This window comes from Rhodothermales bacterium (assembly GCA_041391505.1).
GTDB lineage: Bacteria > Bacteroidota > Rhodothermia > Rhodothermales > JAHQVL01 > JAWKNW01.
Window position 1 is genome coordinate 421,746 of sequence record JAWKNW010000001.1, and the last position, 22,285, is coordinate 444,030.

Here is a 22,285-nt window from a genome sequence, read left to right on the forward strand (position 1 = left end):
ACATGGATCGCGCAACGTTTCTGAACCTGCTCGGCGCCGCCTCGGGGAGTCTCTGGCTGCCGAACCCGTTTTCGGCGACGCCCCCACCGTTGCCCGAACCGACGGATGCCGCGCGCGAGGCGGTCGCGCGTCTGGCCGGCGAGGCGCCGGCGCGCGTGGCGGTCCGCACCGAACGCGGCGGGCCGCGCCTCTTTCTGAACGATGCGGAAGTCGAACCCGTCTTCGCCCTGAGCACGCACCTGCTGCCCACGCTCGAAAACTACCGCGCGGCCGGCATCCGTTTTCTCCAGCCGATCCTCGGCATGCGTTCCGGGTGGACCGGGCCGGGGGCGTACGACTGGTCGCGCATGGAGGCGCTGTTCGGGACGTTGCTCGACCGGCATCCCGACGCCTACTTCTTCCCGCGCATCCAGCTCAACACACCGCACTGGTGGAAACGGCAGCACCCCGATCAGCTGATCCAGTACGGCCTGCCCACGCCGGCCGATCGCTACGACATCGCCGATCCCGTGCGTTTTCCGGAGAACGAAGGTGGCCACCAGTTTTTCACCGAGGTCGACTACCGGGAGGCCTCGCTGGCCTCGAAGGCGTGGCTGGCGGACACGTCGGCCATGCTCAAGGATTTTATCGCCCACATCGAGGCGAGCCCCCTGGCCAGCCGGATGCTCGGGTACTTCATCGTGCACGGGCGGACGTCCGAATGGAATTATTTCGGCGCAGACCACATGCCCGATTACAGCCGCCCGATGCAGGAGGCTGTCGGCGGCGTCCCGGCGGTGCGCGACCGGCTCGATAGCGCCTACGGGCTCCTCCGCGACCCCGCCCGGGAGCAGGGGGTGATCGCGTTCTACCGGCAGTACCACGCCGTCGTCGCCGAGACCATCGTGGAGCTGGCGCGCGTGGTGAAGGAGGCCGTGGATCGCCGGGTGCTCTGCGGCACGTTTTACGGCTACGTCTCCGAGAGCGTCCGCGCGCAGGACGCCGGCTACCTCGCCACCGAGACCGTGCTCCGCTGCCCGGACCTCGACCTCATCGCCTGCCCCTATGCCTATCAGAACACGAACGTCGAAGGCAAGGAGCGCTGGGAGAGCGATATGGAGGACGGCGCCGGCAACTTCCTCGGCCGCGCCCGCGGCGTCGCCGGCGACGGGGCCTACCGGGCGATGCTTGCCTCGGTGAAGCGGCTGGGCAAGCTGTACGTCTCGGAGATCGACCCGAGCACGTACCTCGACGCCGGCAACCGGTGGCGGAGCATCGGGGGATCGGGCAGCGAGACCCGGGAAGGCACCATGATGATCCTGCAGCGGGATTTCGGGAAGGTTGTCGCAGAGGGCGTCGGGGGCTGGGTGTTCGATTTCGGGCCGATCCACGGCGTCGAGTCGGGCTGGTACGGCGATGCGCCGATCGTCGACGAGATGGCCCGCTTCGTCCGCCTGCTGCGCGGGATGCACGCGCGCGACATCCGTCCTGTCGCGGAGATCGCCGCCGTGATGGACGACACCACGCCGCTCGTCACCCGCCACTGGCTGGCCGACAAGCCGTGGCCCGGCTTCGGCATCCGCTACTGCGACCTGTTCAACCACTGGTTTCTGAACAGCCAGAGCCGCACCCTGCACCGGATCGGCGCGCCGGTGGATTACCTCTACCGCTTCGATCTCCGCGCCGACGATTTTTCGCGCTACAAGCTCCTCATCGTCCCGAACGCCTTCCACCTCACGCCGGCGGAAGTGGACGCGCTGCATGCCGGCCTGACGGGCAGCGGCGCCACGGTCGTCTGGTTCTACGCCCCCGGCTTCGTCGCGCCGGACCGGCTCGATCTCGCCCAGATGGAGCGCCTGACCGGCTTTTCTTTTGAGATACTGGAAGAGCCCGGGCCGCTGATGATCAAAACGCAGGGCCGCGCGGCGGACGGGTTGCCGCCGGCGTTCGGCATCAAGGGCGGGCAGCATGTCTACCCCCGGTTCTCGGTCGCGGGGCGCGCCGACGAGGTGCTGGGGGTGTGGCAGGAAGCCGGCCAGCGCGTCGCGTTCGCGCGGCGTGACATGGAGGGGTGGACGTCGATCTACGCCGGCACCGGCCCGCTGCCCGTCGAGTTGCTCCGCTGGCTGGCGGAAGAAGCCGGCGCGAGGCTCTGGAGCAGCGCGCCCGACCTCGTCTGCGCCTCGCAGGACGCCGCGTTCGTGATGGCGACGACGGAAGGTCCTCGCCGGATCACGCTGCATGCCGCGCTGGCGCCGGCGGATGGCGGCCCCGCCCGGCAGACCCATGAGCTGGATCTACGCCAGGGCGCTTCGCAGCTGTTCGTGCGCGGATAGACGCCGGGACGCGGCTCAAGCCGGGGGCGATACGACGGCCTGCCGGCCGGCCATCAATAGCTGAATTCCCCGAGCTTCACCTTGCCGCGGAAGATCCAGTAGACGACGGCGGTATACGTGAGCACAATCGGCATCCCGATGGCCGCGATGATGGACATGATCCCGAGCGTCGCCTCGGAGGAGGCGCTGTTGTAGATCGTGAGGTTGTAGGCCGGGTCGATGCTGCTCACCACGAGGTTCGGAAAGAGCGCGGCGCCAAAAAGGAAGACCAGGCTGAACATGGTGAAGACCGACGACAGGAAAGCGTGAAACGGCCGGCCCTTGAAGATGGCCCGAGGAATGTTCGCGATGGCCAGCACGTTGAGCCCGACGATGGCCCACGCGGCGGGATAGGTTTCGAAATGCCGCGTGACGTCGGGCAGGGTAACGAGCGTATACATCGTGACGAACATGTAGAGCGCCATGAACAGCCCGAACGTCCGCCACATCCACGGCACCAGGCGGGCCTGCAAATCGCCTTCGGTTTTCAGATAGAGAAAGATCGAGCCGTGCATGGCGAAGAGCGCCAGCGCCAGAAACCCGGTCAGCAGCGCGTACGGATGGAGCAGATCGAGCACGCTCCCCTGGTAGATCCCGCGCTCCCCGATGGGGATGCCGCGCAGCGAATTCCCGATGGCGACGCCCATCAGCACCGTCACCAGCGCACTCGCCGCAAAGAAGGCGGCGTCGAAGCCGGCGCGCCAGGTCTTCGAAGGCCGCTTCGACCGAAACTCGATGGCCACGGCCCGGAAGATGAGGCCGAACAGCAGCAGCATGAAAGGCAGGTAATAACTCGAAAACACCGACGCGTAGACGATCGGAAATGCCGCGAAGAGGGCGCCGCCGAAGGTGACGAGCCACACCTCGTTCCCGTCCCACAACGGGCCGATGGCGTTCAGCAGGAGCCGGCGCTCGTGGTCGTCTTTCGCCACGAACAGGTGGAGCATCCCGACGCCGAGGTCGAACCCGTCGAGGACGGCGTAGCCGAAGAGCAGCAGGCCGAGGAGCAGGAACCAGAGCAGATGGAGATCCATGATGAAGAGGTAAACGGGATGAACGAAGCGCCGGGCGGCGGGCGACCCTTTTGAGCCCGGGGCACCGGAATCAGGTGTTGATGGACCCGGTTCGGTGCGCGGCGGCGTCGAGCAGGCTGTCCGCGTGGGGTGCGGTATCGAGTTCGGCGACCGGTTCGGGGCCGTGCTGGATTTTGTTGTGGAGGACATAGATCCATACCACGAACAGCATGGCGTAGATCAACCCGAACAGGACGATCGACGAGAGCACCATCCCGCCCGTGACCGACTCCGACAGCGCGTCGCTCGTACGGAGCAGGCCGTAGACGATCCACGGCTGCCGGCCGGCCTCGGCGCTGACCCAGCCGGCCTGGTTGGCCGCATAGGCCCCCACGACCGTGAAGACGAACACCCAGAGCAGCCACCGGTGGACAAACAGCGTCCCCCGCCACCAGAAAAACAGCGCGAGCAGCGTGAGCGCGATAAAATACATCCCGAGGGCCACCATCAGGTGGTAGGTCTGAAAGACGAGCCCGACGTTCGGCCAGTCGGCGGGGGCGACTTGATCGAGGCCCTGGACGGGTTCGTCGAACCGCCCGTGCACCAGAAACGAAAGACCGCCGGGGATGCCCACACCGTACCGCACCGTGGCCGACTCGACGTCCGGGATGCCGAAGAGATAGAGTTTCGCCGGCCCGGATTCGAAATGCCCCTCGAGCGCGGCGAGCTTGGCCGGCTGGTGGTGGGCGGTGACATCTGCCTGAAAGTGACCGGTCGCGAGCGCGCCGAGCGAGGAGACGGCCGCCAGGACGAGCGCGATGCGGAAGGTCCGCCGCGCGAAGTCGACATGCCGCTCGTGCAGCAGGTACCAGGCGGCGATGGAGAGGACAAAAAACGCCCCGAGAATCAGCGAGCCCGTCCACACGTGCAGCAGGCGCTCGACGCTGGAAGGGTTAAACACCATCGCCCAGAAGTCCGTGATCTCCGCCCGCGCCGTCAGCCCTTCGCCGACGACGTGGAAGCCGGCCGGCGTCTGCATCCACGAGTTGGCCACCACGATCCAGATCGAGGAAAAGACCGACCCGAGGAAGACCATCGCGGTCGCAAAGAAGTGCATCTTCGGCCCCACCCGATCCCACCCGAAGAGCAGGATGGCGAGAAAGCCGGATTCGAGAAAAAAGGCGAAGACCCCTCGGCCGCGAGCGCCGACCCGAAGACATCCCCCACGTAGCGCGAATAGGCGGCCCAGTTGGTCCCGAACTCGAACTCCATCACAATCCCGGTGGATACCCCCATCGCGAAATTGACGGCGAAGATCCGCGTCCAGTACCGGGCCATCGCCAGATAGGCCGGGTCGCGCGTCTTGAGATACATCCCTTCGATCCCTACCATCACCGCGCCCAGCCCGATTGTGAGGGGCGGAAACAGGTAGTGAAACATGATCGTGAAGGCGAACTGCAGCCGGGAGAGGAAGAGCGGATCGAGGTCCATACATGCGTCGCGATCGATGAGGAGGACGTCGTAGGGGTCTACCCTACGAATCCAAAAAAGACCGAGGCCTCCGGGGAAATTGACGGGATCTTCGCCGCAGGAGGTGCCGCTCAGACCGGCCGGCGGCGGTCCGACAGGTACTGATGCCACAGCAGGCGGGCGGCGACGGCGCGCCACGGCGCCCAGGCCTCGCTCCGCTCCAGCTGTTCCTGGCGCGACGGCCGCTGCGGCAGACCGAGGACGCGCTGCATGGCCACGGCGAGCGCGAGATCGCCCTGGGGCCACACGTCGGGCCGGCGGAGGGCCATGAGCAGATAGATATCGGCCGTCCACGGCCCGATGCCGGTGATGGCGGTGAGGCGCCGGCGCACCTCGTCGTCCGCCAGAGCCGGCAGGGCGACGAGATCCAGATCGCCGTCCAGCACGGCGCGGGCAAGGAGCCGGCCGTAGCGCGCCTTCTGCCGGCTGAACCCGATCCGCAGCAACGCCGCATCGTCGAGCCGCAGCATGCCTTCGGGATCGACGCCGCCCAGCGTTTCGTCGAGGCGGTCGAAGGCCGCCCGGGCCGACGCGAGCGAGACCTGTTGTTCGAGGATGATGTGCACGAGAGTCGGAAAGCCCTCCGGTCGGTCCCAGAGCGGCGGCGGACCCCAGGTCTGCACGATGCCGGCGAGCGCGGGGTCGCGATCGGCCAGCTCGTTCACGGCGTCGAGCAATATCGGATGGGTCAGCGTGGGCATACGCGCTCGTTTATTCGCCCGGGACAATGGGGCAGGGCAAGGCGGGCATCGGGTGGACGATGGGCCGCGGGAGGCGTCCCAATCAGGCAACAACGCATCCTAACCAGATAAATCATATCAACCCGTGCCCTTTTTCCCCGTACGACGTACCTTTCCATGCTACATCTGTTTGTCAATCAGGGCCCTTTCGCTATGACTACCCTCCTCCGCACGACGCTTGCCTTGCTCGTCGCCGGCGCCTGTCTGCTCGCAACGCCCGAGGCGCTTGCGCAAACGCAGCCCCGCCTGCTCGTGTTCTCCAAAACCGCCGGCTTCCGCCACGATTCCATCGAGCCCGGCATCGAGGCCGTTCGCGCGCTCGGCGCCGCCAACGGCTTCGCGGTGGACGCCACCGAAGACGCGGCCGCCTTTACCGAGCAGAACCTGCAGGCGTACCGGGCCGTGGTGTTTCTCAACACGACCGGCGACGTACTCGACGCCATGCAGCAGAATGCGTTTGAGCGCTTCATCCAGGGCGGCGGCGGCTACGTGGGTATCCACGCGGCGACGGACACCGAATACGAGTGGGCCTGGTACGGTCGCCTCGCCGGCGCGTATTTCGCCAACCACCCGATGCCGGACAACGTCCAGCAGGGCACCTTCCACATCGTGGACCGCGATTTCCCGGGCATGGCCAACCTGCCCGAGCCGTGGGTGCGCACCGACGAGTTCTACGCCTATAAAGAGATGAACCCGGACGTCACGGTGCTCATCACCATCGACGAAAAGACGTACCGCGGCGGCACGAACGGCGACTACCACCCGATGGCGTGGTACCACGCGTTCGACGGCGGCCGCGCGTTCTACACGAACATGGGGCACACGAAGTCCACCTTCTCCGAGCCGCTCTACCTCGAGCATCTGCTCGGCGGCATCCAGTATGCGATAGGCCAAACCGATGTCGACTTCGCCCGGGCGCACACGCCGCGCATGCCGGAGGAAAACCGGTTCACGAAGCATATCCTCGGCGAGAAGCTGGACGAGCCGCTCGAACTGACGGTGCTGCCTGACGAACGCGTGCTTTTCGTCGAGCGCCCGGGCAACGTGAAGCTGTACAGCCCGGTCACGAACGACATCAAGGTCATCGCTACGATACCCGTCAGCACCCAGTACATCGGGGGCGCCGTGGCGGAGGACGGGCTGCTCGGCATCGCCGCGTCGCCCGACTTCGCGACGACGGGATGGATCTACCTGTACTACTCGGTCGCCGGCGACCAGGCGGTAAACCGCCTATCCCGCTTCAACCTGCGGGGAGACGACCTCGACCTCGGTTCGGAAAACGTCGTGCTCGAAGTCCCGGTGCAGCGCCTCCAGTGCTGCCATACCGCCGGCTCGATCGCGTTCGACGCCGCAGGCAACCTCTACCTCTCCACCGGCGACAACACCAACCCGCACGGCACCGGCTATGCCCCGATCGACGAGCGGCCGGATCGTTTCCCGTGGGATGCCCAGAAGTCGTCCGCCAACACCAACGACCTCCGCGGCAAGATCCTGCGCATCCACCCCGAAGCCGACGGCAGCTACACCATCCCCGCCGGCAACCTCTTTCCGCCCGGAACGGCCAAAACGCGTCCCGAGATCTACACGATGGGGCACCGCAATCCCTACCGCATCTCGGTCGACAAACACACGGGCTACCTCTACTGGGGGGATGTAGGCCCCGACGCCCCGCGGGATTCCGTCGATCTCGGGCCGGCCGGCCATGACGAGGTGGGCCAGGCCCGGCGCGCCGGCAACTTCGGCTGGCCTTATTTCGTGGGCGACAACAAGGCGTATGTCGACCGCGACTTCGCGACGAAGACGATCGGCGCCCGCTACGATCCGGCCCATCCGGTCAACCGCTCGCCCAACAACACGGGCCTCAACGACCTGCCGCCGGCCATGCCGGCCTTTATCTGGTACCCCGCCGCCGAGTCGCCCGATTTCCCGATCCTGGGCGCCGGCGGCCGCTCGGCAATGGCCGGCCCGGTCTTCCACCGGGACGACTTCAAGGGCGCCGAAGGCGCTTTCCCTGACTATTACGACGGCAAGCTCTTTATCTACGAGTTCATGCGCGGCTGGATCATGGCCGTCACGATGAACGACGCCGGCGACCTCCTCTCCATCGAGCCGTTTATGCCGAGCTACAAGTTCAGCAGTCCGCTCGACCTGGAGTTCGGCCCGAGCGGCGACCTCTACATGCTCGAGTACGGCAGCGGCTGGTTCCAGGGCAACGACGACGCGCGGCTGGTGCGCATTTCGTACAACGGCGGCAACCGCCCGCCCGTCGCGCGCCTCCGCGTCGACAAGCCCGCCGGCGCGACCCCGCTCACCACGACGCTGTCCGCCTCGGACACGGAGGACTTCGACGGGGATGCGCTGACGTACAGCTGGGCGATTTCGACGCTCGACGGCAAGCCGGTCACCACCCTCTCGGGCGAGTCCGTGACGCTGACGCTGGACAAGACGGGCATCTACACGGCCGACCTGACCGTGACGGACGCCGCCGGCGCCACCAGCCGCTCGGCGCAAACGCTGGTCGTGGGCAACGAACCGCCGGAGGTCTCGGTCGAGATCACCGGCGGCAACGGCACCTTCTTCTTCCCCGGCAAACCCATCCACTACGCGGCCCATGTGCGCGACCTCGAGGACGGCAGTCTGGCGGACGGCACCATTCCCGAGGATCAGGTCGCCGTGTCGATCACGTACCAGCAGGGCTACGAACAGGTGGCGACCGAGCAGGGTCACCGCAGCGCCGACGCCTCGGCGGTGGCGGCGGCCGGCCAGCGCCTCGTCGAAGGCAGCGACTGCCGCTCGTGCCACGGGATCGACACGAAGTCGATCGGGCCGGCGTACGTCGATGTCGCCGCGAAGTACCGGAACGACTCGACGGCCCCCGAAAAACTCGCGGCCAAGGTCATGGAAGGTGGCTCGGGCGTCTGGGGCGACATCATGATGCCGCCGCACCCTCAGTTCAGCCGCGCGGAAGTCGACCAGATGGTCGCCTACGTGCTGAGCATCGGCCAGAGCGAGGCGTTGGCGTCCCTCCCGACGGCGGGATCGTACCTGCCGGACATCCCGGCTACGGCGACGGAGGGCGCAGTGATCGTCCGCGCCGCCTATTCGGACCGCGGGGCGCCGGGCGCCGCGTCGGCCTCCAACGAGGCCACGCTCGTCCTGCGCAGCGCCACGGTGCCAGTGCACGAGGCCACGATCGAAAAAGACGTCATGCGATTCAGCGGGCCGCAGATGCCGATGCCGATCGTGATCGGGTCGATGCCCGGCGCGTACATCGGCTTCGAGGCGCTCGATCTGACCGCGATCCGCGAAGTCACGTTCATGGGCATCGCGCCGTCGCAGGGGCTGCCGTCGGCCGGTGGGTCGCTCGAGCTGCGCCTGGGTGCGCCGGACGGCCCGGTGATCGGCGAAACCAACGCAATCCAGCCGACGGAAGGGTTTACCAACATGCAGCCGATGACCGCCTCGCTGACGCCGACCGACGGCCGGCACGATCTCTATGTGGTCTTCAAGAACCCCGAGGCGAGTCCTACCCAGCCCATCTGCATCCTGCTCACGATGCAGTTCAAAACCGAATCCGCGGGGGGCTCGATGGGCGCCGCACCGCGCAATGCCGGCGGCGGCGGCGCCGGCCTCAGCACCCGAAGCACGCTGACCACGCTGCTTGCCCACCCCGGCGCGGTGGACGTGCTGGAGCGGCACATGCCCGGCTTCACGACCGACCCGCGCATCGAGCCGGCGATGAGCATGTCCATCCGCGACATCGCCCCCTACGCGCCCGATGTCTTCACCGCCGAGATGCTCTCAAAACTCGACGAAGACCTCGGGGCGCTGTGAGTGGGATGGGGGTTGCGGGATGTTCGAATTGGATGCGGGATGCAAGATGTTGGAATTGGATGCAGGATGCAAGATGTTGGAATTGGATGCAGGATGCAAGATGCAGGATACGTGACAGTCCAGCATCAGCCATCCCCATCCTGCATCTTGCATCCAACATCCTGCATCTTGCATCCAAAATCCTTCATCCCACATCCTGCATCCTGCATCGTGCATCCAACATCCCGTATCCCCCATCCAACATCCCGTATCCCATCCCCAACCCAAACACATACCCATGAACACCCCGTATACTTCACGCCGGCATTTCCTCAAACAAGCGGCCGGACTGGGCGGCGCGATGCTGGCCTCCGGCGCTTCGCTCGCCGCGCTGAATCCGTTCGCGGCGCCGCGCATCGGCGTGCAGCTCTACACCCTGCGCGACCTGATGAAGGATGACTTCGAGGGCACCATCGAAAAGGTGGCGGCGATCGGGTACAAGGAGGTCGAGTTCGCCGGCTATTACGACCGCTCGCCGGATCAGGTGCGGGCGCTGCTCGACCGGCTCGGCCTCACGAGCCCGAGCGTCCACGCCGGCCTCGAAGGGCTTCGCGAGGACCTCGAGGGCAACCTGGACACCTACGCCCGGATCGGCCACACCTATGTAACCATCCCGGCGCTGCCGGGCGCCTTCGGCGGCCAGATCGCGGCGGACGCCTGGCCGAAATTCGCCAGCGAGTTCAACACGATCGGGAAGGCGTGCAAGGCCCGCGGGCTGAAGCTGGCCTACCACAACCACAACTTCGAGTTCGCGCCAGTCGGCAACCAGACGGCCCTGGACGTCCTCCTGAGCCAGACCGACCCCGACCTCGTATCGTTCGAACTGGACCTCGCGTGGGCCTACATCGGCGGCCAGGATCCGCTGGCCTGGTTCGACCGGTACCCGGGGCGCTTCGCGATGTGGCACGTGAAAGACGTGAAAGGCCCCGATGTCGTGGCGAAAGCCTTCAAGGAAACCCCGCGCGAGGCCTTCCGGGTCTTCGGCGAGCGGGTTTCGGCGGTCGGCGACGGCGACATCGACTTCAAGAAGATCTTCGCCGCGGCGAAAAAATCGGGCATGGAGCACTATTTCGTCGAAAACGACTTCCCGAAAGATGCGCTGGCGAACATCACGGCCAGTTACAAGAGCCTGTCGACCTGGGTGCCGGGCTGATCCGCTCGCCGCATCGCGCCTTGAGCGAGAGGCCGGCTCCCTTCGAGGAAGCCGGCCTCGTTCATTTTATTTCAGACGCCGGCTCATTCGCCGCAGTAACACCCCTCGCCAATCCATTCACCGCGCGGCGCGGCATTACACGTCGTCGACGTAACCCCCAGGCCGTTGCGATCCTGGGTAATGACCTGGTTCGTGAAGCCGCGGCATACGTCGTATTCCTCATCCGTCGGCGCATCGTCGCCGCCGAGAAGCCCACAGCCCACGCTGAAGAGGCCGATGGAGAGGAGCAGGATAAAAAGCAGTCGCCGTACGGCCAGCAGGGACAGATGCATCATTGACATAGGTTATCCGGACCGTTCTAGGTCGTGTTTCTTGGTAGGATCGGACGCCGTGGCGCGTCTCACACAAGGGGGAAGCCGGAAAAGCACCGCGCCCGGCTCACGGCCATTGGTGAAATCTGTGGATTTCGCCTAGATTAGGGTCGCTGCAACCCGTCCATTGGAGATTACCCCTATGTCCATGCGTTTCCCGTCGGCCCTCGCCCTGGCTCTGCTGACCCTGTGCTCGTTCACCCCGCCCTCGTTCCTTGACGACCCGATCCGCACCGACGCCGGTCTGGTCTCCGGCATCGCCGGCGCGGACCAATCGGTGCGCGTCTACAAGGGCATCCCCTTCGCCGCTCCGCCGGTCGGCGACCTGCGCTGGAGCGCGCCGAAGCCGGCTCTCCCCTGGGACGGGGTCCGCGCGGCGGACCGGTTCGGGGCGAGTTGCATGCAGGCGTTGACTCGTTCGCGCGAGCCGTGGACCGAGGAGTTCATGGTGCAGAACGACGTCAGCGAGGACTGCCTCTTCCTTAACGTGTGGACCGCCGCCCGCCGGCCGAATGAAAAGCGACCGGTCATGGTGTACATCCACGGCGGCGCGTTCCAGGAGGGATCGGGCGAGGTGTCGGTGTACGATGGGGAAGCCTTTGCGAAAAAGGGTCTGGTGGTCGTGACGATCAACTACCGGATGGGCCTCTTCGGCTTCTTCGCGCACCCCGAACTGACCGCGGAGGCCGATGCGCATGCCTCCGGCAACTACGGCCTGATGGATCAGGTGGCGGCGCTGCAATGGGTGCAGCGCAACATCGCGGCCTTCGGCGGCGATCCGGCGCGCGTGACGATCGCCGGCCAGTCCGCCGGCGCGGCCTCCATCCATTACCTGACCGCCTCCCCCACGGCAGCCGGCCTTTTCCATCGCGCCATCGCCCAGAGCGGCTCCCGGGTGGGTGGATCGCTGCGCCTCCGGGCGGACGGCGAGGCGTCCGGCGCGGCCTTCGCTGAAGCGCGCGGGGCGAAAACCCTCGCGCAACTCCGCGCGATGCCGGCAGAAGACCTCATGAAGCCGGTGCAGAACCAGCCGCCGGCTCGCTTCGGCCCCATCATCGACGGGTACTTTTTGACGGAGGACGTCGCCGCCACGTTCGCGCGCGGCGCGCAGCACGACGTGCCGACGCTGACCGGGCTCAATGCGGACGAAGGCAGCGCCTCGCCGACCTATGGCCGGATCCCGGCCGCCGAGTGGCGCACGCAACTCGAACGGCGCTACGGCGCCGACACCGACGCCTTCCTGGCGCTGTACCCCGCCGGCACCGACGAGCAGGCCGGCACGTCGCAGATCGCCAGCAGCCGCGACCAGGGCGTCGTAGCCATGTACCTGTGGGCCGAGGAGCGGGCCAGAACGGCGTCGACGCCGGCCTATCTCTACTATTTCGACCGCGGCATGCCCTGGCCCGAGTTTCCCCGCTTCGGCGCGTACCACACCGGCGAGATGCCGTACGTATTCAACAACCTCGATCGCGTGAAGCGGCCCTGGGAAGCGGTGGACCGCAAGCTGGCGGACCAGATGTCCTCGTACTGGGTGAATTTCGTGACGACCGGCAACCCCAACGGCCGCGGCCTCCCGGCGTGGGCCGCCTACGACGCCGGCGACGCGCCCTTCCAGCGTCTCGCGATCGACATCGCGCCCATGGCCCTGCCGGACCCGGACCGGTTTACCTTGCTTCGCAACGCGCTGATGCCCCACGCCGACGACTGGGCGGTATACCTGGGCGGCAAAGATCGCAGCCACTACTCACCGCTCGACCAGATCACCCCGGACAACGTGACCCGGCTGGAGGTGGCCTGGACGCACGATACCGGCGAGATGGGCGAGTACCAGGCCAACCCGCTCATCGTCGACGGGGTGCTCTACACGGCGACGCCGCGCCGGCTCGTCATCGCCCTGGACGCCGCCACCGGAGCAAAAAAATGGACGTTCGACCCCTCGACCGAGACCCAGCAGCCGCTGGGCAACCGGCAGCGCGGCGTCGTCTATTTCGATGACGGAGGCAACGGACGCATCTTCTCCTCCGCCGGCGGACGGCTCTTCGCAATCGATGCGAAGACGGGCAAGCCCGTGCGGAGTTTTGGCGATAACGGGTCGATCCCGTTCTCCCAGAACACACCGGGGCTCATCTTCGAGGACCTGCTCCTCGTCTCCCCCACGGTCGGCGAACGCGAACCCGGCTCGATCCAGGCGTACGACGCCCGCACCGGCGAAAAACGCTGGCATTTCAACACGATACCGCGGCCCGGCGAATACGGCTACCGTAGCTGGCCGGCGGAGGCTTATAAAGTGATCGGCGGGGCGTCGGACTGGTCCGGCCAGGCGCTCGACGAGGCCCGCGGCATCCTGTACGCGTCCACCGAAACCGCCGGCCCCGACTTCTACGGCGGGGAGCGGCACGGGCAGAACCTGTTCGCCAACTCCGTCGTCGCCCTCGACGCGCGGACGGGCCGGCGGCTGTGGCACTACCAGATCGTGCACCACGACGTGCTCGACAAGGACCTGCCCACGCCCCCGACCCTCCTGACCGTCACCCACAACGGCCGGCGCGTCGACGCGCTGGCCCAGGGCACGAAACACGGACTCCTCTTCGTCTTCGACCGCGTCACCGGCGAGCCGCTCTGGCCCATCGAGGAGCGCCCGGTGATGCAGAGCAAGCTGGCCGGCGAGCTGCTGTCGCCCACCCAGCCGTTCCCGACCCGGCCGGCGCCGCTGATGCGCCAGGTGTACACGATGGATGAGGTGTCGAACATCTCTCCCGAAGCCCAGGCCCTCACCGCGGAGCGCATCGCCCGCTCCGGGTCCTACGGCGCCTTCCCCGCGCCGGATCTCAAGGAAGCCATCCTCTTCCCCGGCTACGACGGCGGTTTCGAATGGGGCGGCTCGGCCGCCGATCTCGACGGGGTCCTTTACACCAATATCAACGAGATCCCCTGGTTCATCCAGATGATCGAGACCAAGAACGCCGATGGGAGCGACAAAACGGTGGGCGAGCGGACCTATCTGGGCCAGTGCGCCTCGTGTCACGGCGTCGATCGGGCCGGCAACCTCGCCGGCGGCTTCCCCTCGCTCGTGGATATCGGCGCGCGGAAGTCGCGCGAGGAGGTGACGCAGATCCTCACGACCGGCTTCGGCCGCATGCCGGCCGCCAACCTGCGCGGCGGGCAGCTGAATGCCCTGCTCAACTATCTCTACGGCGTCCCCGAGACGCCGCCCCCGCCCCCGCCGCCATCGCGGACCAACGATCCGCATCGCCAGCTCGACGACGCGCTGCCCTATGCCTTTACCGGCTTCCAGCGCTGGTTCGACCAGGAGGGGTATCCGGCCATCAAGCCGCCCTGGGGCACGCTGAACGCGGTAGACCTCAATACCGGCGAAATCCTCTGGAAGGTGCCGCTGGGCGAATACCCGGAACTGACGGCCCGCGGCATCCCGCCGACCGGCACCGAGAACTACGGCGGCCCGGTGGTGACGGCCAGCGGTCTGCTGTTCATCGGCGCCACGGCCGACGGGATGTTCAGGGCGTTCGACAAGAAAACAGGCGAAATCCTGTGGGAAACGAAGCTGCCCTTCAGCGGAACCGCGACGCCCAGCATCTACCGGGTCAACGGGAAGCAGTACATCGTCATCGCGTCCGCCGGCGGGAAGTCCAAGGCGCCGGCCGGGACGGGCCGGCTCGTCGCGTTCGCGTTGCCGGAGTGAGTATGAATCGAAAAAATGCATGGTCATCTCTCCGCTTTGTGCCCGCGGATGCGAGCACAAAGCGGAGAGACCTCCCGAATCAGGGCAGTGCTATTCTGTTGGAGGTCTCTCCACTTCCCCTCGATACCATCGAGGGTCCGGTCGAGATGACAAGGCGTTTTTAACCGGGATATACACAAACCAGCATGACGGAAACGCCAGTTATCAGCTTGAAATACACCCTCTCGCTCCTGCTGATTCTCCTCGCCGGCTGCGCCAGCCCATCGAGCCCCGACACGTCGGAGGCCGCGCTGGACGAGACACGGTTCACCCGCGACGTCCTCGTCGAGGACATCGACGAACCCATGCAGATGGATTTCGACGAGACGGGCCGGGTGTACTGGGTCGAGCGCAAGGGGGGCGTCCGGCGGTACGACGGGTCGGTGACCACGCTCGGCACGATCCCGACCGACCACGCCGGCGAGGGCGGGCTACTCGGCCTCCAGCTCGCGCCCGACTTCGCGACGAGCCGGCACATCTACTTCTACTTCGGAGCGCCGGGCGAGGGGCGGATGCATCTGAGTCGCCTCACGCTGGGGCCTGACGACGCGCTCGACCTCGCCTCCGAGATCGTGCTGCTGACCATCCCCTACGAGCGCGGCTCGCACATGGGCGGCGGGATGACGTGGGACGCCGCCGGCAACCTCTACCTCTCCACCGGCGACAACTCGGACGCCACGCAGTACACGCCGATCCACTGGACGGCGCCCGGCGGCGTCGGGCAGGACGCCCAGCGGTCTGCCGCCAACACCAACGACCTCCGCGGCAAGATCCTGCGCATCCATCCCGAACCCGACGGCCGCTACACGATCCCGGATGGCAACCTCTTCCCGCCCGGCACCGCCAAGACGCGCCCCGAGATCTACACGATGGGCGACCGCAATCCGTGGCGCGTGTCGATCGACTCGAAGACCGGCTACCTGCACTGGGGCGAGGTCGGTCCGGACGCCGGCGCCGACTCGAGCGGGGTCGGGCCGCGCGGCTACGACGAGTTCAACATCGCGAAAGCCGCCGGCAACTTCGGGTGGCCCTACGGGATCGGCTACGGGCTGCCGTACAACAGCTACGACTACGAGGCGCACCGGCACGGCGAACCGTTCGATCTGGCAAACCCGATCAACCCCTCCCCCAACAACACCGGCCTGACCGAATTGCCGCCGGCGCAGCCGGCGTTTATCGCCTACCCCTACGGCGTATCCGAAGAATATCCCCAGATGAACAGCGGTGGACGCAACGCCGTCGGCGGGCCGATCTTCCACCGGAGCGACTTCCCCGCCGGCGCGACGAGCGTCTTCCCCGACTATTTCGAGGATAGATGGTTCATCGTGGATTTTGTGCGCAACTGGATCATGACCGTGGCCATGGACGACGCGCGGACAAAGGTGCTGTCGATGGAGCGCTTCCTGCCGGCGGAGCTGTACAGCAGTCCGATCGACATGGATTTCGGGCCGAACGGCGAACTGTACGTGCTGGAATACGGCACCCAGTGGTTCCGGCGCAACGCCGACGCGCGACTGTCGCGGATCTCGTACAACGCCGGCAACCGGGCGCCCATCGTGCGCCTCGCGGTTGAGCGCTCTGCCGGCGCCGTACCGTTCGATGTGCGATTCACGACAGAACGTCTTATGGATTATGACAACGAGCGGCTGACGCCGAGTTGGCGCGTCATCGATGAGCAGGGAGAGGTGGTGCACGAATCGACTTTTGGTATCCCAAAGGTCGTACTGAATCGCCCCGGCATTTACCAGGCCATCCTGAGCGCCACGGATGCGGCCGGCGCCATCGGAAGCGACACCCTGCAGCTCATCGCCGGCAACGAACCACCCGAGGTGGCGCTCCGGGTGGCCGGCAACCAGACCTTCTACTTCCCCGGGACATCCGTTTCGATTGGGGTCGATGCGCAGGACCGGGAGGACGGCGCCGGGGTGCAACCCGAGGTAACCTACGAATACGTGCCGGCGGGCATGACGCCGGCGGAAGCCGCCGAGGCCGCGGGCTTGCCGCCGGATGTCTCCGTGCGCCACGTCAAGGCCGAGACGATCATCGCCGGCAGCGACTGCCGGACCTGCCACACCATAGACACCCCGAGCGCCGGGCCGGCTTTCCGGGCGGTCGCGCAGAAATACCGGGGCGACGAGACGGCCCCCGACCGGCTCGCGCAGAAAATCGTGCGCGGGGGATCCGGCGTATGGGGCGAACTGCCCATGCCGGCGCATCCGGCGCTGACGCCCGTCGAGGCCGGCATCCTGGCCCGCTACGTGCTCGACCTCGCCGAGCCGACCACCGGTCCCATGGCGCTAACCGGCGGATCGTTCACGGCCAGCCCGCCGAAGGTAGCCGGCGGCTGGAACGGCCAGCAGCAGGTCGATCAGCCCGGTTCGTATTTCATCCGGGCGGCCTATACCGACAGGGGCGCCAACGGCGTCCCGGCGCTGACGGCGCGCGACGCGCACCTGCTCCGCTACCCGCTGATCGCGCCCGAGACGGCGGACTTCTATAACGACGGCGTCACCTACACGCCATCGCGCGACCCGGGCTTCATCATCGCCGAAGACGGCGCGTATGCGGTCTATCGCGGCATCGACCTGACGGGCGTGGGCGCGATCGAAGTCCATGCCCTGACGCGTTTCTACACGTGGTCGCATTTCCAGGGCGGGACGGTGGAAGTCCGCCTCGACGCCCCCGACGGCCCGCTTGCCGGCCCGCCAGCGGAGAAGCCGGTGGTCGACCCCGAGCAGGGCCTCGGCGGCGGCGACCAGGGCGCCCCGTCGCGCCCCGTGTTCTTCATCGCCGAGCCGCCCGCGACGGTCGCGCTCGACCGCGTTTCGGGTATCCACGACCTGTACCTCGTCTTCCGCAATCCCGCCGTGACCGGCGAACAGGCGCTGATGCTGCTGACCGGCATCGGGTTCACGCCGGCGCCGTAGCGACCGTCCCCGCCTGCGTAGTCCTCGCCCTTCGCCCCAACCTGACCTCCCGCGCCATGCCTCGCTTCGTTATCCTGTTCGTTGCGCTCTTCCTCGCCCTGCCGGCGGCCGCCCAGCGGCCCAACATCGTTTTTATCCTGGCGGACGACCTGGGATACAGCGACCTCGGCGCGTACGGCAACCCCTTCAACGAGACGCCCCGGATCGATTCCCTCGCCCGGATGGGGATGCGGTTCACACAGGCCTACGTCGCCTCCCCCATCTGCTCGCCGTCGCGTGCGGCGATCATGACGGGCCGGCATCCGGCGCGGCTCCATCTCACCAACTACCTCGTCGGGCTGCGCACCGACCCGTCGTCCAACCTCGATCCGGCCCCGTTCCAGCACTACCTCGCTCCGGGCGAAACCACCCTCGCCGAGATGTTGCGCGAGGCGGGGTACAATACCGGCATCGTCGGGAAATGGCACCTCGGCGGGGCCGACTCGGTCTCGGCGCACGCGCAGGGGTTCGAGTACGACCGCATCATCTCGAAAAACGGGCTCGATTACTACAACTACTCCATCTCGAGCCGCAACGAGACCGTCTTCGAGGATGACGGCACCCACTACATCACCGACCGGCTCACGGACTACGCCGTCGATTTCATCGACCAGCAAACCGCCGACAAACCGTTTTTCCTGTACGTCCCGTATTCCGCCCCGCACGTCCTCATCGTGCCGCGAGGCGACAAGCTGCGGCCGTTCCTGTTCAAGTACAACGCGTTCGGCGGCCGGTACAATCCCTATTACGCCGCCCTGCTCGAAAGCCTCGACGACGGCGTAGGGCGCATCCTCGACGCCCTCGCGGCAAACGGCCTCGACGAGAATACCCTCGTCGTCTTCACCTCCGACAACGGCGGCCTGGGGATCGACGAACTGGGTCCGACGCCCACCTTCAACGACCCGCTCCGCGCCTGGAAGGGGTTCGTGTACGAAGGCGGGGCGCGCATCCCGTACATCGTGCGCTGGCCGGGCCATATCGACGCCGGCACGACGAACGATCATTACATCACCGGCACCGACCACCTGCCGACGTTCATGGACATCCTCGGCGTCCACGACTTCCCCCGCCCGCTCGACGGGATAAGCTACCTCGCAACGCTGCGGGACGCGTCGGCCCCCTTCGACCGGGGGCCGATCTACTGGCATTACCCGCACTTCAGCAACCAGACCAGCCGGCCCGCCGGCGCGATGCGGCTCGGCGACTTCAAGCTCGTCGAGCACTACGAAACCGGCGCCCTGGAGCTGTACGACCTGAGCGTGGATGTGGGCGAGAACGTCGACGTGAGCCGGCACTTCCCCGAGAAAACCGCCGCGATGCACGCCATGCTTCGGGCCTGGCGCGCGGAGGTCGACGCGACGATGCCGCTCACGCGCTAGATGTATTTGTCGCCGCGGACAACCTGGGCGTCCTGCACGAAGACGATGACCGCGTAGTGCTCGAAAAAGTGCTCGGCGATGTAGGCCACGATGGCGTCGGCCACCTCGGGGCTCACGAGCGACTCGATGCGCGTGTCCGGACCGGCCCACTCGCTGGCGCGCACGCCGCGCGATCCTTTTCCGGTGACCTGGGTGAGGGTGTAGCCACTCGCGCCCAGCGTGTCGAGCGTCCGCAGGAGCCGATCTTCCAGAATCCGTTCCGTGACGATCGTGACGAGTTTCAATGTTGTGGTATGCATGGGGATGGAGGATTGATGCCGGTCAGGAGAGCAGCCAGGAGGCGAAGGCGTAATACAGGGGGATGCCGAGCGTGACGTTGAACGGGAAGGTAATGCCCAGCGAGGCCGTCAGGTAGTACGTCGGGTTGGCTTCGGGCAGCGCGATGCGGACGGCCGCCGGCGCGGCGATGTAGGATGCGCTGGACACCATCGCGCCCAGCACGGCGCTGCCGGCGAGCGAGAGGCCGACATGCGTGGCGAGCCAGATGGCCAGCATCCCGTGCACGATGGGCATGAGGATGCCGAACCCGATGAGGAACATCCCCACCGCGCGAAGATCCTTGAGCCGCCGGGCCGCGACGATGCCCATTTCGAGGAGGAAGAGCGTGAGCGCGCCCTGAAAGCCGGCCTGAAAAAACGGCGCCACGGGCGCAAACCCGGCCGGACCCACGGCCCACCCGATGCAGAGGCCGCCGGCGAGCAAAATGACGCTGCGCCCCGCGAGCACCTCGTGCAGCGCGTCCTGCCAGGAGCCTGCCCGGTTGCCCCGCATGAACGCGATCATGAGCGCCACCACGATGGCCGGCACTTCGAGCACGGCGACCAGCGCCGGCATGAAGCCTTCCGGGGCGTGCCCGGTGAGGGTGCCGAAGGACGTGGCCACGATGAAGGTGACCGCTGAAACCGAACCGTAGTGCGCCGCGATCGCCGCCGCGTTCTCTAGATCGAACCCCCCGATTTTTCGCAGGACGTTATAGGCCAGTATCGGGGTGAGTATACCCAGACAAAGCGTCAACAGGGCGGGCCCGGTGAACGCCGAGAGGCTGGTCTTGCTGAGTTCCACGCCCCCCTTGAGGCCGATGGCCAGCAGCAGGTAGATGGAAAGCGTATTGTACAGGGCCTCCGGCAGACGTAAATCGCTGCGCACCAGCGAGGATATGATGCCCAGCAGGAAGGCGAGGATGATCGGCGACAGCAGGTTGGCCGACAGGCTTTGTATATGTTCCACGTTGTTGGTCGTTTGGATGAAGTAACGTCGCACACGAGATCAATTGGAGCACAGCAGGCGTGCGCGCTGGACGGCGCCCGCGACGGCGGCGTCCTTGAAGCCGGCCTCGTGTGTGGTCGTGTCGATCGCGAGCGGCAGCTGCAGCAGGGCGATGAGCAAGGCGGGGGCGGCGAGATCCTGTCCGGCGCCGCCCAGCCCCGCCCGTTCAATGGCGTCCTCATGGGATCCGAGCGCGGCGTGCACGGCCCCGAAACGCAGGTACCGATGGCTGGCGCGTTCCTCGCCGTAGGTCGCCGCGAAATAGGTCCATATGGCCCGCAACAGCACGGCATCGCCATCGTGCTGCGATGCCTCGGGCGGATCGGCGACGAAGCGCTGGATCTCCGCCGTGTCGGCCAGGAAACGATCCAGCGCGTAGGGCTCGGCGGAATCGGCGGAAAACCCCGCGGCGTGCAGGCGTGCTGTAGATGCGACAGGTGGCATGTTGTTATCCGGTTTACTGGGTGGATTCATGCGCCGAAGCTGAACGCCGGCCGTTGCCGGCCTCCGTTCCGCCTCGAACCGGACAAACAAAAAAAGGCCGACAGGCAACGGCGGTGCGTTGCATGTCGGCCTACGTTCTATCCGCCCGCTCCGGATGGAGCGTGCGTCAAGCTAGTTTGCCCGTATGGATTCCGTCGTCTACACCTGGTTGCGCAGGCGTCGACCCCGGATGCAAAAAACTACAACGGATGGGACCATCGACGCAACAGGCGCCGGCGTGGCAGGGCGGCTCCGTCAGGCATTCAACGACATTTCAAGATCCCGATCGAGCCCGAACACAAAAATCCGCTCGCCCGTGCGCGTGCTGATGTCCGTGTGCATCGTCAGGACGCTCGCCCCGGTGGCCTCCTCGATCATGGCGACGATCACCGGGCTCGAGGTCTCGATCAGCCGCGAGCGCATCTGCTTGATGAGCTCGACGCCGCCCTGCTCCAGCCCGACCTTCTGCTCGGCCGGACTCAGGATGCCCGTCAACCGCACCAGCACGAGGTCGGACACGATAAACGCGCGGGCCTGCTTCGGCCCTCGGCCGAGAAAGTCCCGCTCGAACTGGGTCAGCGCCGTGGTCACGGCCGCCTCGATCTGCCCTTTGGTCTTACCATTCAGGTCCATCACACGTCGTGCGTCTTACATCGCGAAGCAGTAAAAATAGCCGTTCCCACCGGTGGCGATCAGGTTGTCCTGGCTGCAGCCGCGGGACCCGTGCGCCGCATTCCACGACGTCGGATTGTCGCCGCCGCCCTGTCGGTCGTGATGCCCGACCTGCGCGCTGCCATCGCCGTTGCTGGTCCAGTTGCCGCAGGTGTGGTCGCCGTCCGGGAAGACGGTGCCGTCGAGCTGCGAACCGGTGAGGATATCGTGCTGGTTCGGCGTATCGCCACGGCCGTTGACGACCATGCCCGTTTCAGTCAGGGAATTCTCCTTGCTGAGCTTGTTGTTTTCGCTGTGGAGGTCCTCCACGCTCGTGGCCACAACGACGCCCTTCGCATTCATCCAGGGGCCCATGCCGATCCGGTCGCGGGCGTTCACCGCCGGCTGGCCGTCGGCCGCGTGGGCGCTCAGGTAGGCGCGCCAGGTCTTGTCCCCCGCTCCGGCCGCGGCGGCGAGCGTCTGGCAGTGGGCGTCGGCGCCGGCCAGGCCGCCGAGGTTTGCGCCGTCGCCTGGGCCGGCGCTCGTGATGAAGAAGCCGAGGTCTGACGCAGGCGTGGCGTCGGCGTTCATTTCAGCGGCGCTGGAGGTCTGCTGGTCGCCGCAGCCAAGGGTGACCGACGCGGCGAGCAGACCGGCTAAAAGAAGGAGTGCGTGCGTTCGATGCATGGTTTCTACCGTGGGATGAT

Annotated in this window: 15 protein-coding genes; 6 read left to right on the plus strand and 9 right to left on the minus strand. The window is 66.6% G+C overall.

Translation table 11 applies throughout. From position 1 onward, the window contains the following. Positions 1-2 precede the first annotated feature (2 nt). On the plus strand, positions 3-2,315 hold the full coding sequence (locus R2834_01710; GenBank protein ID MEZ4699018.1) for a hypothetical protein: 2,313 nt from the start codon (positions 3-5) through the stop codon (positions 2,313-2,315). A 53-nt stretch (positions 2,316-2,368) separates the two neighbouring features. Here the strand turns inward: R2834_01710 and cydB are convergent, their stop codons facing one another. The 3 genes from cydB to R2834_01725 form a co-directional block, all read right to left on the minus strand. Next, complete coding sequence (gene cydB / locus R2834_01715; GenBank protein ID MEZ4699019.1) at positions 2,369-3,388, minus strand: cytochrome d ubiquinol oxidase subunit II; 1,020 nt, start codon at positions 3,386-3,388, stop codon at positions 2,369-2,371. 70 nt (positions 3,389-3,458) lie between these two features. Next, positions 3,459-4,862 carry a cytochrome ubiquinol oxidase subunit I gene (locus R2834_01720; GenBank protein MEZ4699020.1) on the minus strand — a complete coding sequence of 468 codons (1,404 nt, stop codon included), beginning with the start codon at positions 4,860-4,862 and terminating at the stop codon, positions 3,459-3,461. 106 nt (positions 4,863-4,968) lie between these two features. Next, on the minus strand, positions 4,969-5,598 hold the full coding sequence (locus tag R2834_01725) for a hypothetical protein (GenBank protein MEZ4699021.1): 630 nt from the start codon (positions 5,596-5,598) through the stop codon (positions 4,969-4,971). A gap of 192 nt (positions 5,599-5,790) precedes the next feature. Between R2834_01725 and R2834_01730 the strand changes: the two genes are divergently transcribed. Then, on the plus strand, positions 5,791-9,471 hold the full coding sequence (locus tag R2834_01730) for a ThuA domain-containing protein (protein MEZ4699022.1): 3,681 nt from the start codon (positions 5,791-5,793) through the stop codon (positions 9,469-9,471). 277 nt (positions 9,472-9,748) lie between these two features. Continuing rightward, the gene (locus R2834_01735) at positions 9,749-10,663 is read left to right on the plus strand and encodes a sugar phosphate isomerase/epimerase (GenBank protein MEZ4699023.1); all 915 of its coding nucleotides are present in this window, start codon (positions 9,749-9,751) and stop codon (positions 10,661-10,663) included. Positions 10,664-10,746: 83 nt separating this feature from the next. Here R2834_01735 and R2834_01740 read toward each other — a convergent pair whose 3' ends face one another. Continuing rightward, positions 10,747-11,004, minus strand: coding sequence for a hypothetical protein (locus R2834_01740; GenBank protein MEZ4699024.1), 258 nt, complete (start codon positions 11,002-11,004; stop codon positions 10,747-10,749). A gap of 172 nt (positions 11,005-11,176) precedes the next feature. Between R2834_01740 and R2834_01745 the strand changes: the two genes are divergently transcribed. From R2834_01745 to R2834_01755, 3 genes are all read left to right on the plus strand, one after another. Beyond that, complete coding sequence (locus R2834_01745; protein MEZ4699025.1) at positions 11,177-14,734, plus strand: carboxylesterase family protein; 3,558 nt, start codon at positions 11,177-11,179, stop codon at positions 14,732-14,734. 209 nt (positions 14,735-14,943) lie between these two features. After that, positions 14,944-17,700 carry a PQQ-dependent sugar dehydrogenase gene (locus R2834_01750; GenBank protein ID MEZ4699026.1) on the plus strand — a complete coding sequence of 919 codons (2,757 nt, stop codon included), beginning with the start codon at positions 14,944-14,946 and terminating at the stop codon, positions 17,698-17,700. 56 nt (positions 17,701-17,756) lie between these two features. After that, positions 17,757-19,118 (plus strand): sulfatase, encoded by a 1,362-nt coding sequence (locus tag R2834_01755; GenBank protein MEZ4699027.1) that lies wholly within the window; start codon positions 17,757-17,759, stop codon positions 19,116-19,118. Here R2834_01755 and R2834_01760 read toward each other — a convergent pair. From R2834_01760 to R2834_01780, 5 genes are all read right to left on the minus strand, one after another. Next, a complete protein-coding gene (locus R2834_01760) occupies positions 19,115-19,417 on the minus strand; it encodes a transcriptional regulator (protein ID MEZ4699028.1) in 303 nt (100 codons plus the stop codon). The genes R2834_01755 and R2834_01760 overlap by 4 nt on opposite strands. A 22-nt stretch (positions 19,418-19,439) precedes the next feature. Beyond that, a complete protein-coding gene (locus R2834_01765) occupies positions 19,440-20,405 on the minus strand; it encodes a sodium-dependent bicarbonate transport family permease (GenBank protein MEZ4699029.1) in 966 nt (321 codons plus the stop codon). A 39-nt stretch (positions 20,406-20,444) separates the two neighbouring features. Continuing rightward, positions 20,445-20,888 carry a hypothetical protein gene (locus R2834_01770; GenBank protein ID MEZ4699030.1) on the minus strand — a complete coding sequence of 148 codons (444 nt, stop codon included), beginning with the start codon at positions 20,886-20,888 and terminating at the stop codon, positions 20,445-20,447. A 294-nt stretch (positions 20,889-21,182) separates the two neighbouring features. After that, the gene (locus R2834_01775) at positions 21,183-21,560 is read right to left on the minus strand and encodes a DUF2294 domain-containing protein (protein MEZ4699031.1); all 378 of its coding nucleotides are present in this window, start codon (positions 21,558-21,560) and stop codon (positions 21,183-21,185) included. Between the two features lie 15 nt (positions 21,561-21,575). Next, positions 21,576-22,265 carry a hypothetical protein gene (locus R2834_01780; GenBank protein ID MEZ4699032.1) on the minus strand — a complete coding sequence of 230 codons (690 nt, stop codon included), beginning with the start codon at positions 22,263-22,265 and terminating at the stop codon, positions 21,576-21,578. Between the last annotated feature and the right edge of the window lie 20 nt (positions 22,266-22,285).